Origin of the sequence: Kitasatospora sp. NPDC127116 (genome assembly GCF_042677365.1) — a bacterium.
GTDB classification, from domain to species: domain Bacteria; phylum Actinomycetota; class Actinomycetes; order Streptomycetales; family Streptomycetaceae; genus Kitasatospora; species Kitasatospora lactacystinica.
The window spans coordinates 1-13,839 of sequence record NZ_JBHXTL010000046.1 but is presented as its reverse complement, the minus strand read 5'-3'; the positions used below and the strand labels follow the sequence as shown (position 1 = coordinate 13,839).

At 75.6% G+C, this 13,839-nt stretch carries 15 protein-coding genes; 7 read left to right on the top strand and 8 right to left on the bottom strand.

The window, feature by feature from the left end; all coding sequences use genetic code 11:
• Nucleotides 1-50: 50 nt before the first annotated feature.
• A complete protein-coding gene (locus ACFVHV_RS19895) occupies nucleotides 51-545 on the bottom strand; it encodes a carboxymuconolactone decarboxylase family protein (protein ID WP_359902091.1) in 495 nt (164 codons plus the stop codon).
• 211 nt (nucleotides 546-756) lie between these two features.
• Here ACFVHV_RS19895 and ACFVHV_RS19890 point away from each other — a divergent pair, with 211 nt between their 5' ends.
• Nucleotides 757-957: a hypothetical protein gene (locus tag ACFVHV_RS19890; protein ID WP_359902092.1), complete on the top strand. Its 201-nt coding sequence runs from the start codon at nucleotides 757-759 to the stop codon at nucleotides 955-957.
• Between the two features lie 127 nt (nucleotides 958-1,084).
• On the opposite strand, the gene ACFVHV_RS19885 is transcribed toward ACFVHV_RS19890, so the two are convergent.
• Together ACFVHV_RS19885 and ACFVHV_RS19880 are read right to left on the bottom strand one after the other, a co-directional pair.
• Entirely contained in the window at nucleotides 1,085-3,859 is a 2,775-nt protein-coding gene (locus tag ACFVHV_RS19885; protein WP_380352431.1) for a lysylphosphatidylglycerol synthase domain-containing protein, read from the bottom strand.
• Between the two features lie 68 nt (nucleotides 3,860-3,927).
• Nucleotides 3,928-4,686: an SDR family oxidoreductase gene (locus ACFVHV_RS19880; protein WP_380352430.1), complete on the bottom strand. Its 759-nt coding sequence runs from the start codon at nucleotides 4,684-4,686 to the stop codon at nucleotides 3,928-3,930.
• Between the two features lie 242 nt (nucleotides 4,687-4,928).
• On the opposite strand from ACFVHV_RS19880, the gene ACFVHV_RS19875 reads away from it, so the two are divergent.
• The 3 genes from ACFVHV_RS19875 (at nucleotide 4,929) to ACFVHV_RS19865 (ending at nucleotide 6,926) form a co-directional block, all read left to right on the top strand.
• Complete coding sequence (locus ACFVHV_RS19875; protein WP_359902101.1) at nucleotides 4,929-5,195, top strand: UBP-type zinc finger domain-containing protein; 267 nt, start codon at nucleotides 4,929-4,931, stop codon at nucleotides 5,193-5,195.
• A gap of 194 nt (nucleotides 5,196-5,389) precedes the next feature.
• Entirely contained in the window at nucleotides 5,390-5,662 is a 273-nt protein-coding gene (locus ACFVHV_RS19870) for a hypothetical protein (RefSeq protein WP_380352428.1), read from the top strand.
• Nucleotides 5,663-5,924: 262 nt separating this feature from the next.
• Entirely contained in the window at nucleotides 5,925-6,926 is a 1,002-nt protein-coding gene (locus ACFVHV_RS19865; RefSeq protein ID WP_380352426.1) for a sigma-70 family RNA polymerase sigma factor, read from the top strand.
• Here the strand turns inward: ACFVHV_RS19865 and ACFVHV_RS19860 are convergent.
• Nucleotides 6,810-7,160, bottom strand: a complete 351-nt coding sequence (locus ACFVHV_RS19860) for an STAS domain-containing protein (RefSeq protein WP_380352425.1) — start codon at nucleotides 7,158-7,160, stop codon at nucleotides 6,810-6,812. The genes ACFVHV_RS19865 and ACFVHV_RS19860 overlap by 117 nt on opposite strands.
• Nucleotides 7,161-7,255: 95 nt before the next feature.
• On the opposite strand from ACFVHV_RS19860, the gene ACFVHV_RS19855 reads away from it, so the two are divergent.
• Complete coding sequence (locus ACFVHV_RS19855) at nucleotides 7,256-7,747, top strand: NUDIX hydrolase (RefSeq protein WP_359902111.1); 492 nt, start codon at nucleotides 7,256-7,258, stop codon at nucleotides 7,745-7,747.
• 53 nt (nucleotides 7,748-7,800) lie between these two features.
• On the opposite strand, the gene ACFVHV_RS19850 is transcribed toward ACFVHV_RS19855, so the two are convergent.
• The 4 genes from ACFVHV_RS19850 to ACFVHV_RS19835 form a co-directional block, all read right to left on the bottom strand.
• A complete protein-coding gene (locus ACFVHV_RS19850; RefSeq protein WP_359902114.1) occupies nucleotides 7,801-8,559 on the bottom strand; it encodes a Clp protease N-terminal domain-containing protein in 759 nt (252 codons plus the stop codon).
• 128 nt (nucleotides 8,560-8,687) lie between these two features.
• A complete protein-coding gene (locus tag ACFVHV_RS19845) occupies nucleotides 8,688-9,431 on the bottom strand; it encodes a tyrosine-protein phosphatase (protein ID WP_359902117.1) in 744 nt (247 codons plus the stop codon).
• A 198-nt stretch (nucleotides 9,432-9,629) separates the two neighbouring features.
• Nucleotides 9,630-10,391: a VC0807 family protein gene (locus tag ACFVHV_RS19840; protein WP_380352422.1), complete on the bottom strand. Its 762-nt coding sequence runs from the start codon at nucleotides 10,389-10,391 to the stop codon at nucleotides 9,630-9,632.
• Between the two features lie 158 nt (nucleotides 10,392-10,549).
• Entirely contained in the window at nucleotides 10,550-11,260 is a 711-nt protein-coding gene (locus ACFVHV_RS19835; RefSeq protein WP_380352420.1) for a hypothetical protein, read from the bottom strand.
• Between the two features lie 372 nt (nucleotides 11,261-11,632).
• Here ACFVHV_RS19835 and ACFVHV_RS19830 point away from each other — a divergent pair, with 372 nt between their 5' ends.
• Nucleotides 11,633-12,508 carry an RNA polymerase sigma factor gene (locus ACFVHV_RS19830; RefSeq protein ID WP_380352419.1) on the top strand — a complete coding sequence of 292 codons (876 nt, stop codon included), beginning with the start codon at nucleotides 11,633-11,635 and terminating at the stop codon, nucleotides 12,506-12,508.
• Nucleotides 12,505-13,605: a hypothetical protein gene (locus tag ACFVHV_RS19825; protein ID WP_380352417.1), complete on the top strand. Its 1,101-nt coding sequence runs from the start codon at nucleotides 12,505-12,507 to the stop codon at nucleotides 13,603-13,605. Before ACFVHV_RS19830 ends, ACFVHV_RS19825 begins: the two co-directional genes overlap by 4 nt.
• Nucleotides 13,606-13,839: the final 234 nt, after the last annotated feature.

The window sequence follows — 13,839 nt, the reverse complement described above, 5'->3', positions numbered from 1 at the left end:
GGACGGCGGTGCGGACGGCGGTGCGGACGGCGCTCCGGACAGCGGTGCGGTCACGCGGCGCCGGGGGTCTTGCGGGTGGCCACGTTGATGCGGTTCCAGGCGTTGATGGTGAAGCAGACCGAGATCAGCTGCGCCAGCTCGGCCTCCGCGAAGTGCGCGGCGGCCCGGGCGTACACCGCGTCCGAGACGCCGCCGTGGATCCGGGTGATCTCCTCGGCCAGCGCCAGGGCGGCCCGCTCGCGCTCGCTGTAGACCCCGGCGGGGGCCTCCTGCCAGACCGGCAGCAGGTAGATCCGCTCGTCGGTCTCGCCGGCCTTGCGGGCGTCCTTGACGTGCATGTCCAGGCAGTACGCGCAGCCGTTCAGCTGGGAGGTGCGCACCTGGACGAGCTCGACCAGGGCCGGGTCCAGGCCCTCGCGGGCGGCGGCGTCCAGGGCGATCATCGCGCGGAACACCTTGGGCGCGGTGCGGGCGTGGTCGAGGCGGGCGGGGGCCTCGGCGGCGTCGGTGGTCGGGGTGGTCCGGGCGCTCTCGTTCGTCGTCATGCCTATGACCCTAGGGGCGGAATGAACCTGTCTCCTGGGCCATTCGGGGCGCTGTTTCACGGGTCAATCCGGCGGGTCGGCAAGGGGTCCGCGGCAGTCCCGGCAACACGCCGGAGCGGCGTCGGCACTTCGCGTCCCGGCGCCGGGCGGCGGATACTGCCAGTACGCCAGCCGGGCCCGTGAAGGCCTCCGAACAGTGAGGACGGATGCCATGCCGCAGGAACAGCACGAGGAATACCTGATCGAGGAGACCGCCGAGACCGTCGAGGCCGACGAGAAGGCACCCGAGGGCGACACGTACGACGAGGTGGCCGAACGCCGGGCCCTCGGAGCGGACCCGGCGACCAACGTCGCGGACGTCGTGGAACAGACCCGGCCGGTCCGGCACGACGAGGAGGAGTACCGGGAGTAGCCGACGGGCGGGCGACGGGACCGGCTGCGGGCCCGCAGCCCCCGCCCCCGCCCCCCGGCCCGGGCTCGCCGCCGCGCCGGGCCCGCCGCCGCCCCGGGCTCGCCCCCGCGCCGGACCGGCCGTCCGGTTACAGCGCCCGGCGGCGTTGCAGCCAGACGAAGGCCACCCAGCCCGGCAGCACCGGCAGGATCAGCGTCAGCAGGCGGTACAGCGCCACCGCGGCCAGTGCGCCGCCCTGTTCCATCGAGGCGGTCTGCTGGAGCAGCGTGAGCAGCATCCCGTCCACCGCGCCGGCCCCGCCCGGGGTCGGCGCCGCGCTGCCCACCGCGTTGCCCACCAGGAACACCACCGCGACCGCGGCGAAGGACGGCTCCGGGCCGATCGCCCGGGCACAGCAGTACAGGCAGGCGATCAGGCAGATCGACACCAACAGCTGCCCGGTCACGCCCACCGCCAGCCGGGTCGGACTGCGCAGCAGGTCCAGCAGCCGCGGCAGCACCTCGGCCGTCAGCGGCCGCAGCCGCGTCGCCAGCCACCGCCGCGCCACCGGGATCGCCGACACCACCGCCAGCAGCGCCGCCGCCCCCGCCAGCCCGGCGACCACCGCGGGCAGCGCGTCCAGCTCGGAGCCGCCCGGCTCGAAGCCCAGCAGGTAGACGAAGGCCCCCAGCTGCAGCAGGTGCAGCACCAGGCCGATCAGCGTCCCCACGCCGACGCTGGACAGCGCCTGCGCGGTGGGAATGCCCGCCCGCTGCAACAGGCGGGTGTTCAGCGCGACCCCGCCGACGCCGCCGGGCGACACCAGCTTCACGAACGACCCGGCCACCTGCGCCAGCACCGCGTTGCGGAAGTTCAGCCGCTCCGGCACGAAACCGACGAAGCCCATCGCCGCCGCGACGTGGCTCGCCGCCGCCGCCGTCAGCGCCAGCAGCAGCCACCAGGGATCGGCGTCCGCCAGCGCGGAGACCGGATTGTCCTCCGCCGCGAACAGCTGCGGGATCAGCAGCCAGCCGGCCACCACGCCGCCCACGACGATCAGCAGGGTCCGCGGCCGCAGCCGCTCCAGCCGCACCGGGCGGCCCACCACCTGCGGGCGGGTGCGCAGGACCTCCGCGCGGATCTCGTCGAGGAGGCCGCCGGGGGCGGGGGAGTCGTGCGGGGGGTTCGGCGCGGGGGTGGTGGCGGACCCGGTGCCACCGGTGGGCGCGCCCACGTCACCGGCTGCTGCGCCGTGGCCGCCGCCCGCCTCGTCACCGGCCACGGCGGCGGCTCGGGCGGTGGTGCGTTTGGCGTGCTGCCTGAGGGCGCGGCGGGTGGTGTGGGTGAGGGCGATGGGCTGGAGCAGCGGGAGGGCGGCGTCGATCGGGTCGGGGCCGAGGACGGCGGTGGCCGTGCGGACCGAACGGGCGGCGCCGGCGCGCAGGGCGAGGGTGGTGAGGAGCTGGGCGAGGTCGCAGCAGAGGACGAGTTCGGTGGCGGCGATGTCGCCGTCGGCGAAGTCGACCAGGTGCACGGCGCCGGAGCCGTCGATCAGCAGGGAGGAGGGGACGAGGGCGCGGTGGGCGATCTCGCGGCGCTGGAGCAGGGCGAACTGCCGCCAGGCGTCGGTGAGCAGCTCGTCGGTGATCTCCTCGTCGGCGAGTTCGTCGAGGGTGCGTCCGGCCAGCCGCTCGTACGCGATGAGGGCGGTGTCCTGGCCGATGCCCGCGGTGGCGGCGATGCGGCGGGTGCGGACGCCGGCCGCGAGGGCCGCGTACGTGACCAGGGCCTCGTGCTCCAGGCCGGTGCGCGGGGAGCGCAGGACGCGCGGGTCGGGGGCGGTGCGCAGGCGCAGCCGGCGCCAGGCGCGCTGGACGGCGGCGGCGGTGACGGCCTGCCGGTCGAGGAGCTGGACGTCGAGGTCGGGGCGGTCGTCGGCCTGCCGGACCCGGTAGCGGTCGGGGCCGGCCGGCCGGGCCTCGACCGGGCGCAGGCCGCTGTCGCGCAGGGCGCGCAGGACCTCGCCGGGCCGGGGGCAGGGGTCGGGGGTGCCGACCGCGTACAGGGTGCCGTGGGCGCCGGTCCAGCCGATCAGCAGCCCGAGCAGGAGCGCGGTGGGGGTGGCGTACCCGCCGGTCAGCCCGGCCAGGCCGGAGAGGGCGAGGACGGTCCACGGCAGGCGGCGTTCGCGGCTGCCGGAGGCGGTCATGAAGGCGAGGGCCGGCGCGAGGTAGCCGTAGACGGACTCGGTGTGCCCGAGCCCGCCGCTGCCGGGCAGCGGCTGGGTGAGCGCGGAGAGCAGTGAGGGCGGGGCGAGGCCGTCGGCCCAGAGGTCCAGTCCGAGCGTGGCGCCGTACGCGAGGACGGCGGCGAGCAGCCCGTCGGAGACCTGCTGGAGGGCGCGTCGCCGGTCGGGGCCCAGCAGCCGGCGGACGGCGAGGCCGACCGGGAGCAGCAGGACGGCGGCGGTGGTGAGACCGCCGGCCAGTCCGGCCAGCGGGCGCGGCACCAGGGAGGCCGCCTCGGCGACGTCGGCGGCGATGCCGCCGGTGGTGGCGCGGGCGTAGTCGGCGAGCAGCAGGGTGAGGGCGATGGCGAACAGGCCGCCGAGCAGCCGGATCAGGGCGACGGGCTGCCGGACCCGGTCGGTGGCGGGCAGCGGACGGGCCCGGAACCGGCCGGGGCCGGCCTGCTCGGGTATCCGGGCGGGGGCCGTTCCGGGGCTGCCGTCGGTCGGGACCCCGGTGCCGTCGGCCGATGCCCCGGTGCCGTCGCCGCTGCTGCCGCTGCCGCCGCTGTCGGTGTCGGTGCCGGCTCTGCCGCCGGTGTCCCGCGTCCCCGTGCCGCGTTTCCGTTGCGCGGGCGCACCGCCGGGGTCGGCCCCGCCGGTGTCGCCGTTCGTTCTCCCCGTCACGATCGCCACGGATGGCATGCTCCCATGCCGCCCGCGGGCGAGGGGCGGGGATTCGGCAGTGCCGGGACGACGCGGCCCTACGCCTGCCGGGTCGGCAGGACGACCAGGTGGCGCAGGTTGACGTGCCGGGGGCGGCTCACGGTGTAGGCGATGAGGTCGGCGACGTCCTCGGCCGCGAGCGCCGGGATGGCGGTGAACATGCCGCCGAGCTGTTCGCGCAGCACCGGGTTGTCGATGTGCCCGGCGAGTTCGGTGTCGGTCAGTCCGGGCTCGATCGCGCTGACCCGGACGTCGCGCGGGCCGAACTCGCTGCGCAGGGCGGCGGACAGCTGGGTGAGCGCGGCCTTGGTGGCCCCGTACACCGCGTAGTCGGGGAAGACCACGTGCGAGGCGATCGAGGAGACGTTGACCAGGTCGGCGGTGCGGCCCTCGGCGGCGGCCGCGGTGAGGTCGGAGCCGAAGGCGCGGACGATCCGCAGCGCGCCGGTGAGGTTGGTGTCGACCATGCGGGTCCACTCGTCGATCCGGCCGTCGGCGAGGGGGTTGGGCAGCATCACCCCGGCGTTGTTGACCACCAGGTCGACCGGGCCGTAGGCGTCGTGGACGGTCTTCGCGGCGGCGTCCACCGAGGCCTGGTCGGTGATGTCGGTGGTGACGGCGAGCGCCTGTCCGCCCGCGGCGGCGATCTCGGCGGCGAGGGCGTCCAGCCGCTCGGTGCGGCGGGCGAGCAGGGCGACCCGGGCGCCGGATGCGGCGAGCAGCCGGGCGGTGGCGGCGCCCATGCCGCTGGCGGCTCCGGTGACGACGGCGGTGCGGGCGGCGGCGGGGTGGCTCATCGGGGGCTCCAGAGGTTCGGTCGGGCCGGTGCCGACCACTCTGCGCGGGCTGCGAGCGGTTACCCAGGGTTGCGCTTTTCCCGGGAACTCCCTTCCTGGGACGGCCCTTCCCGGGGTGGCCGTTCCTGGGACGGCCGTTCCTGGGCCGGGGGAACCCGGGAACGGCAGTGCCACCCTCGGGACGCCCGTCCGTGGCTGCCCTGAGCGGGCGTTCCGTGCCGGGGCGGCATAGCCTTTCAGTCATGAGCGCCTGCGAAGACCTCGCTCTGGCCCCTCAGAACATCGAGCCCCGGCCGCCCGCCGACGGCTGCGCCGACTGCCTGGAGCAGGGCCGCCGGGACTGGGTGCACCTGCGGATCTGCCTGGACTGCGGCCACATCGGCTGCTGCGACTTCTCTCCGCAACGGCACGCCACCGCGCACTTCCACAACACCTCCCACCCGGTGATCCGCTCGTACGAGCCGGGGGAGGACTGGCGTTGGTGCTTCGTCCACGAGGTCATGGGCTGAGCCGGTCACGCTTCTGACGGGGCCCGCGTACCGGCGCTCGCGCAGGTTCCCGCGGACGTCTCCCAGGTGTGGCGCCCGCACATCCCTTCCGCACTGGCACGGACCCGCAATCCGGATAAAATCCGGACATAAAGCCCGTTCGGCCCCACCGGCCGGCATCCGACCGGCCGGTGGCCGACGAAGGGAGGCCGACGATGACCAAGCGAACGCCCGGCAGCACCGCCAAGCTCCGCCAGGGCACCCAGGAACTGCTGGAACGCCGGGGCATGGCGAGCCCGCCCGCCCGGTTCGCGCCGATGCCGAGCGCCGGCGCGATGTCCTACGCCGCCGCCGGGCACGGCGCCGGCGAATCGTTCCGGCACGGTGGAAGGGACGCGCCGGGCACGACGATGCACGCCGCCCCGGCGATGCACGCCGAGCTCAAGGGACACCGGCACCGTGGCGCGGAGAAGCACTCCGCCCACTGAGCCGCACCGCACCGCACCGTGCCGCAGTGCACCGCACTGCACTGCACCGCACCGCACTACGGCCGGAACGCTCCTGGCGCATCGTCAGAAATTTCCCATCCCCTGCGACGGCCGGTGAGCGACGGCTTCGGCCCGCTCCCGCAGGGCTGTTGCCGCCGGAGCGCGGTCGGCACGGTCGGTGTCAGTGGGGTGCGCTACGTTCGTCCCGTTCACCAGGGCACAGGCACGGGTACGGGGCAGGACGACGGGGGCGGGGCGCACGATGACCGACGTGATCACGGAGGAGCCGGTCGAGCTCCAGTTGGAGCGGTACCGCACCGAGTTGACCGGTTACTGCTACCGCATGCTCGGCTCGGTCTTCGAGGCGGAGGACGCGGTGCAGGAGACCATGGTCCGCGCCTGGCGCGGGCACCGGGGCTTCGAGGGGCGGGCCGCGCTGCGCTCCTGGCTGTACCGAATAGCCACCAACGTCTGCCTGGACGCGCTGAACGGCCGCAACGGCCGGGCCCGGCCGATGGACCTGGCCGGGCCGGTCACGGTGGCCGCGGCGCACGACACCCGGCTCCCCGAGGTGACGTGGATCGGTCCGGCGCCGGACGGCCGGGTGCTGCCCGAGACGGGGGACCCGGCCGAGGTGGCCGTCCAGCGCGAGTCGGTGAAGCTGGCCTTCGTCGCGGTGCTGCAGCGCCTCGCGCCCCGGCAGCGGGCGGTGCTGATCCTGCGCGAGGTGCTCGGCTGGAAGGCCGCCGAGGTGGCCGAACTGCTCGGCGTCACGGTGGCCTCGGTCAACAGCGCGCTGCAGCGGGCCCGGGCGGTGCTCGCCGTCGACGCCTCGGCGGCCCGGCCGGCCCCCGAGCTGGACGAGGGCCGGCGCGCGCTGCTGGACGGCTACGTCCGCGCTTTCGAGGCGTACGACATGGACGGTCTCGCCGCGCTGCTGCACGAGGACGTCACGCTCAACATGCCGCCGTTCTCGATGTGGCTGCGCGGGCGGGACGAACTCCGGGCGTGGATGCTGGGCCCCGGTCGCGGTTGCCGCGGCTCGCGGCTGCTCCCGGTGACGGCCAACGGAGGCCCGGCCTTCGGCCAGTACCGGCCGAGTCCGGCGGGCGGGTACGAGCCGTGGGCGCTGATCGTGCCGGAGGTGTCAGAGGGGCGGATCACCGGCTTCACCAACTTCCTGGACACCGACGTGCTCTTCCCGCTCTTCGGCCTCTCGCCCCGACTGGAGGCCGAGCCCGCCGTGGACTCCGTCGCCGAGTAGCTCCGCGAAGGCCGGGGGGTCGGCCGCGCCCGGCAGCAGCGCCGACAGGCCGCTGAACGCCAGCAGTTCGCGCAGCGGACCGCCGGCGTTCAGCAGCACCACGGCCACTCCGTGCCGGGCGGCGGCCAGCCGCAGCCGGGCGAGCGCGTCGACGACGGCCAGGTCGGGGGCGGTCAGCGCGCCCAGGTCGCAGGTCAGTACGGGGCGTTCCGGTTCGGCTTCCACGGTGTTCATGCCGGATAGGACCGCCGGGGCGGCCTCGACTCATCGGTCGTCGGCGGGTGGCAGAGTGGGGGCGACCGAACCCGCCCCGCCCCAGGAGGAGCACCGTGACGGCTGAGCCGTTGAAGTCCCGCGAGGAATGGCTGGCCTCCCTGCCCCGGATCTACGCGGCGGCGGGGTGCCTGCTGCGGGACGGGTCCGGTCGGATCCTGATCGTGAAGGCCGGGTACCGCGAGCACTGGCAGTTCCCGGGCGGCACGATCGACCTCGGCGAGGGCCCGGTGGAGTGCGCCGAGCGGGAGCTGCAGGAGGAGACCGGCCTCGTCCGGCGGGCGGGCGAACTGCTGGCCATCTCCTGGACCCACGCCTCGGCCGAACTCGACCACCCCGCCCAGCACTTCATGTTCGACTTCGGCGCCGTCCCGGACGGCACCCCCGTGACCGTCCCGGCCGGCGAGCTGGACGACTACCGCTGGGCGTCGGTCGAGGACGCCCTGGAGCTGCTCGGCCCGGCCCGGTCGGCCCGGCTGCGGGCGGCGCTGGAGGCGGCCGAGGACGGCCGGGTGCGGATCGTCACCACCCACGTCTCCGGGTTCTGAGCGCACGTGCCCTGTCCCGGGCGGGAGTTCCGCCCGGGACAGGGCACGGGGCCTCACTGCTGCGGCTCGGCCTCCGCGTCCCGGGCGGCGACGATGGCGGCGATCGCCTCCGAGACGAAGGCCTCGGCGGCGGGCTTGTCCACCTTCAGTCCGGCCAGCACGCCCTGGCCGTTCTCCAGCTCCAGCAGGGCGAGCAGGAGGTGCTCGGTGCCGACGTAGTTGTGTCCGAGCTTGAGCGCCTCGCGGAAGGTCAGTTCCAGCGCCTTCTTGCTCTCGGCGTCGAACGGGATCAGCGCCGGCAGGTCGTCGACGGCGGCCGGCAGGGCGGCGGCGGCCACCGCCCGCAGGGCCTCCTGGGTGACGCCCTGGGCGGTGAGCGCCTTCATGCCGATGCCTTCGGGTTCGGCGAGCAGGCCGAGCACCAGGTGCGCCGTGGTGATCTCGGCGTTGCCCGCCTTGCGGGCCTCCTCCTGGGAGGCCACCACGACGCTGCGGGCCCGGGGCGTGAACCGGCTGAAGCCCTGGCTGGGGTCGAGGTCGTTCGGGGCGCCCGGATCCTTGGGCACGAAGCGCTTCTGGGCGGCCTGCTTGCTGACGCCCATGCTGCGGCCGATGTCGGTCCAGGAGGCGCCGGAGCGGCGGGCCTGGTCGACGAAGTGGCCGATGAGGTGGTCGGCGAGCTCGCCGAGGTGGTCGGCGGCGATGACCGCGTCGGAGAGCTGGTCGAGCGCGTCGGTGTGGACCTTCTTGATCGCGGCGATCAGGTCGTCGAGGCGCAGCGGAGTGCTGTTGGGAACAACGGGATTCTCCATGCGTCAACCGTAGGTTGTCGATCCGGGGATCGTCAACCATCGGTTGACGATGGTTTGCGGAAGTCTTCCCGGGCGTCCCGGGCGTCCCGGGGAACCCCTTCGGAGCCCCGGCGGCTTCGGGGCCCGCGCTACGCGGCGGGCAGCAGCCGCTCCCGGACGGCGGCGATCCGCTCGGGCGCGACGCCCGCCGCGAGCAGGTAGCCGACCGGGTCGAAGTCGTCGAGCGCGGCCGCCAGGGCGTCCTCGGCGGTGGTCCCGGCCTCGGCGAGCACCGCGTCGATCCGGCGGTACGGGTCCGGCAGGCCCAGCATCCCGTACAGCGGACGGACGTTGGGGCCGCTCATCAGGTAGTCCTCGGCGATCGCGGCCCGGTCGACCCCGGCCAGGGCGAGCAGCAGCAGGACGGCCAGGCCGGTGCGGTCGCGGCCGGCGCCGCAGTGCACGACCACGCCGCCGGGGCGGGCGTCGGCGAGCGCGGAGACCAGCGCGGCAGCGGCGTGCGGGCAGTGGTCCAGGTAGGGGCGGAGCGCGAGCGGGGTGCCGTCCAGCCGTCCGTGGGCCTCCCACCAGGCGGGGCCGGCCAGTTCGTCCAGCGGGACGCGGACCAGCTCGACGTCCTCGGGGAGCGGGAGGAGCGGCTTGTACTCCTCGGCGTTGCGCAGGTCGACCACGGTGCGGACACCGTGGTCGAGGAGGGCGTCCCAGCCCTCGGCGGTGAGGCGGTCCAGGTTGTCCGCCCGGACCATCGCACCGTGGGCGGTGGGCCGGCCGGAGGCGGTGGGGAGGCCGCCCAGGTCGCGGACGTTCAGGCAGCCGTCCCAGACGAGCGTGCGGTCCTCGGTGCTGCTCGGCGCGTGCGTCGTCCGGTACATGGGGGTCCCCGTTTTCCTCGGCGGGGGTCCCGTTACCCCCTCGTTATGAACGACTCCCGGGGGATCCGGATGGTTCCTCGCCGTTCGAGTCCCGGGAACCGGCCGTTCAGGGAAGTGTTCGGGGAAGTGTTCGGGGAAGTGTTCGGGGAGCCGGCTGTTCGGGGAACCGGGTGTTCGGGAAGGCGGCGGGCCGCGTGCTCAGGCGGCGGTCGGGGCCTCGGCCTCGGTGCGGACCAGCCGCTCCATCGGCTCGACCGCGATCTGGCCGAGCATCGAACCGGCCACGATCGCGCCGATCAGGACGCCGGTGGACAGCCAGGCCATGGTCGACACCGGCAGGGTGAAGGCGCCGACCACCCGGGCCGCGCACTCGGCCAGCAGCGCGGTGCCCCAGATGCCCGAGAACAGGCGCTCGTGGCGGCGGAAGGCCCGAGCTCCGGCCGCCCGGCCCTCGACCAGCCGCTGCCAGGCGGCCGCGCGCTCCGGCCGGCCCTTGGTGAGGAAGGGCATCAGCATCGGGGTCATCACCGGTCGGCCGACCAGCGCGGAGACCAGGATCGCCAGTGCCACGGTGCCGCTCAGCCCGCCGTCCTTGGCGATCATCAGGCGGGCGTCGCCGGTGACGAAGGTCAGCGCCAGGCCCGCCAGGTTGACGGTCAGCATCAGGGCGGCCCACAGGTTGAGCCTGCGCTCGACCAGCAGGCCGAGGACGGTCCGGGCGGCCGGGAAGGCACTGCTCCAGGCCAGTGCGGCGAACTCGCTCAGGCCGAGGGCCGAGTGCAGCAGGTAGTAGCCGGCCAGCGGGGCGGCCACGTCGAGGGCCAGCGGGCGGAGCCCGGAGACCAGCGGGTTGGGGGCCTTGGCGCGGGTGGCGGCGCCGGTGGCGGCGGACGTGGCCGGGGCGGTGCCGGTGAGGGCGACGGTGCTGGTGACGGCGGCGGCACTGACGGTCTGGCTCACGGTGGGTTCCTCCCCGGCTGGTGGCCGCGGGCCGCTGCCCGCGTCGTGCCTCCAGTCTTTCCGTCCGACCCTCCGTCAGCGCAGTGCCGTCCGTTGCGTCATCCGCATGACGGTTGTCATGGTGCGCGCCGTGACACCGCCTCCGACCTGCGGATTTCCTACCCCTGGTCGGGGAAGGTCCACAGCGCGCGGCCCAGGGTGTCCAGGCAGCGGACGGTGCCGTAGCGCTCGTCGCCGGCGGACAGGAAGCCCTGCGCGACACCCGCCAGAACGGTCCGGGCGACGCCGTCGCCGCGGGTCCAGGCGCCGGTCAGCACCAGCGCCTCGTCGGCCAGCTCGGCGCGCTGCACCCGGGCCACGGCCGCGGTCAGCAGCGCGGCGTTGACCGACTCCAGCTCGGCGGGCAGGAGGTAGGTCTCCCCGGCGGGGGTGCGGTCCGCCTCGGCCCGGCGCCGCAGCTCCGGCAGGCCGTAACGGTGCACGGCGGCGACCGCGTCGTCCAGCGGGAGCTGCCAGCGCGGCCCGGGCAGCACCTCCCACCAGACGTCCTCGCCGACCGGCAGCACCTCGCCGATCCGGGCCCGCCAGGTCTCGACGCCGTACCGGGTGCGCGGGTCGGGCCGGTGGCCGGGGAGGGCCGCGACGCTCCAGTCGGTGCGGCGGACCACGCTGAGCTCGAAGGTGAAGGGCACCCGGTCGGCGGCGGGGCGCTCGACCAGGCCGAGCAGCAGCCAGTGGGTCTCGTCCGGCAGGCTGAAGGTCCGGCGCCACCCGATGAGGCCCAGGGCGCGCAGGGCGGGTGCGAGGTGCTCGCGCAGGCCCTTCGCATGGAGCTCGTGGAGCCCGTGGAGCTCGTGGGCGGTCGTCATCGCGGTCTTTCCCTGCTGGTCGTGGTGCCGGACGGGTGCGCCGGGTGCGGTGTGCCGGGCCCGGCGCCGGTGGTGGTCCCCGTCAGTGCTGGTCCCCAGCGGCACGGCTCAAACCAGGCAGGGTCGTGCGACCGGGGCCCGCACGGGTCGTGCGTGCGCCCTCGGACACGGCGGGGGCGCGGCGGCGGGCCGGGTGCGTCGGCGGACCCTGTGTCGGGGCGGGCCGTCGGCCCGGACTGCTTCGCCTACCGACAACGTAGGCCGGACGGGCCGGTCCGGGCCGTGGGCGAACGACAGCAGTCCTCGGGACCTTGGCCCCGGCCGCGGGCGGTCGTTCGGCCGGAGCCGAAGTGTTCGCCCGAATGGCGCATCATGTGGCGGGTGCAGAGTGCAGAGCGCCCCGGAGCGGGCACCGACGGACCCGTCGGCCGGTCCGGACCAGTCCCACCCGCCGGCCCGCCGCCGGGCCCGGCCCCCGCTCCCCCCGACCTGACCGAGGCGGTCCGGGCCGCGCAGGCCGGGGACGAACAGGCGTTCCGGCTGCTGTTCCGGACCGTCCAGCCGGGCCTGCTGCGCTACCTGCGGGTGCTGGTCGGCGGCCGGCCGGAGGACGCGCAGGACGCCGAGGACATCGCCTCCGAGACCTGGCTGCAGATCGCCCGCGACCTGCGCGGCTTCTCCGGCGACGGGGACGGCTTCCGCGGCTGGGCCGCCACCGTCGCCCGCCACCGCGCCCTCGACCACCTGCGCGCCCGGCGCCGCCGTCCGGTCACCGACCTGCCGTTCGAGCAACTGGTCGAGCTGGCGGCGGGGGACGACACCGCGCGTGCGGCGCTGACCACGGTCGGCACCGCGGACGCGCTGGCCCTGATCTCCCGGCTGCCGCGCGACCAGGCCGAGGCCGTGCTGCTGCGGGTGGTCATGGATCTGGACGCGGAGAGCGCCGCCAGGGTGCTCGGCAAGCGGGCCGGCAGCGTCCGGATGGCCGCCCACCGGGGGCTGCGGCGGCTGGCCAAGCTGGTCGAGCCGCGCGCCTCCGGGGGTGGCATCCCGGCGGCCCGGGCCGGTGCGGCGACGGCCGGGGCCCAGGCCGGACCGGGCGCCGGGGCCGCGGGGAACGCCGCCGGGGCGGCGGCCGGAGTGGGCGGGGGCGAGGCCGTCGGGCGACCCGTGGGGAAACCCGCGAAAAAAAGTTCTCCGCAGGGTGTGACAGAACGCCGGGCCGCGACGCTGAAGGACATGAGATGAGCACCAACCGATCCCGTCGGATCGACCGTGATGCCGCCGAGCAGCTGCTCGGTGGTGCCGTGGGCGGCCCGTCGGCCGGGCAGGACGCCTCGCTCACCGGACCGGACGGCGGTCCCGGGCAACTCGCCCGGGTGCTCGCCGCGGCCGCCGCCCCCGCGACGGCCGGCGAACTGGCCGGGGAGGAGGCCGCCCTGGCCGCGTTCCGGGAGGCGAGTCTCACGCCCGACCCGACAGTGACCCCCGTCCGGAGACGATCGATGGCAACCGCGGTGCTGGCCAGGGCCTTCAGCACGAAGGCCACTGCCGTCGTGCTCGGCACCACCGCGCTGTGCGGTGTCGCCGTCGCCGCCGGCACCGGCAACCTGCCGCCCGCGCTGGGCGGCGGCCCGTCCGCGCCGGAGCACAGGCTCGCCGGCCGGGACGCTGCCACCGGCCCGGCGTCGGGCCCGGCGGTCGTCGGGTCGTCGGCGGGCGTGGCCCCGTTCGGTGCCGTGGCGTCCGGTTCCGCCCGTCCGTCCGGCAGCGCCTCCGCCGGACCGCAGGCGGTCGTCCCGTCCGGCCCCGCGACGCCCGGCACCCCCTCGCCCGAGGGGCGCGGTGGCCGTTCGGCCGTCCCGCCCGCGCTGCTCGGCCTCTGCACCGGCTTCGCCGACCGTACGGCCAAGGGCGACCGCCCGAGCCGACTGGCCGGCGAATCGCTGTACGGCCCGCTGATCGCGGCGGCCGGTGGCGCGGACCGCGTGACGGACTACTGCCGGGCCGCGATCGACGACGAGGACGGCGAGGACGGCGACCACCAGGGCGCCACCGGCCCGACGCGCGACCCCGGCCGCACCGGCAGCGGCAGCGGGGCGAACGCCGGATCCGGCAAGGGGAACACCGGCGGCGGCCGGACCGACGGAAACGGCAACAGCAACGGAAGCGGCAGCGGAAACGGGCGCGGCAACGCCAACGGCGGCAGCGACGGCGAGGACACCGGCGGCGCCGGCACCAGACCGGGCAAGTCCGGCGTGACCGCCCCGGCCGTCCCCAACGCGCAGGACGGCCGCCCGGACAAGCCCGACCGGACCGAGAACGAACAGTCGGCCGGGAGGTAGCCCCCAGGACTCCGGGTGGGCGGCGAGCGACTCCCCCCGGGCTCGCCGCCCGCCCGGAACAGCACCACCCGCACCACCCGCAGGAAGCAGTACCACCCGCAGGACCCGCACCACCCGCAGGAAGCAGTACCACCCGAAGACCCCGGGTGGCCGGTCGGCTCCCCCGTGCCCACCGGCCGCCCGGCCGGCCCCGGCCGGACTGCCAGTCTCTTATACACATATCCGAACCCACGA

Coding starts and splice junctions, on each gene's coding strand:
- ACFVHV_RS19825 (WP_380352417.1), top strand. CDS start 12,505: ATGAGCACCAACCGATCCCGTCGGATCGACCGTGATGCCGCCGAGCAG.
- ACFVHV_RS19845 (WP_359902117.1), bottom strand. CDS start 9,431: ATGTACCGGACGACGCACGCGCCGAGCAGCACCGAGGACCGCACGCTC.
- ACFVHV_RS19850 (WP_359902114.1), bottom strand. CDS start 8,559: ATGGAGAATCCCGTTGTTCCCAACAGCACTCCGCTGCGCCTCGACGAC.
- ACFVHV_RS19835 (WP_380352420.1), bottom strand. CDS start 11,260: ATGACGACCGCCCACGAGCTCCACGGGCTCCACGAGCTCCATGCGAAG.
- ACFVHV_RS19830 (WP_380352419.1), top strand. CDS start 11,633: ATGTGGCGGGTGCAGAGTGCAGAGCGCCCCGGAGCGGGCACCGACGGA.
- ACFVHV_RS19870 (WP_380352428.1), top strand. CDS start 5,390: ATGACCAAGCGAACGCCCGGCAGCACCGCCAAGCTCCGCCAGGGCACC.
- ACFVHV_RS19865 (WP_380352426.1), top strand. CDS start 5,925: ATGACCGACGTGATCACGGAGGAGCCGGTCGAGCTCCAGTTGGAGCGG.
- ACFVHV_RS19860 (WP_380352425.1), bottom strand. CDS start 7,160: ATGAACACCGTGGAAGCCGAACCGGAACGCCCCGTACTGACCTGCGAC.
- ACFVHV_RS19875 (WP_359902101.1), top strand. CDS start 4,929: ATGAGCGCCTGCGAAGACCTCGCTCTGGCCCCTCAGAACATCGAGCCC.
- ACFVHV_RS19895 (WP_359902091.1), bottom strand. CDS start 545: ATGACGACGAACGAGAGCGCCCGGACCACCCCGACCACCGACGCCGCC.
- ACFVHV_RS19890 (WP_359902092.1), top strand. CDS start 757: ATGCCGCAGGAACAGCACGAGGAATACCTGATCGAGGAGACCGCCGAG.
- ACFVHV_RS19880 (WP_380352430.1), bottom strand. CDS start 4,686: ATGAGCCACCCCGCCGCCGCCCGCACCGCCGTCGTCACCGGAGCCGCC.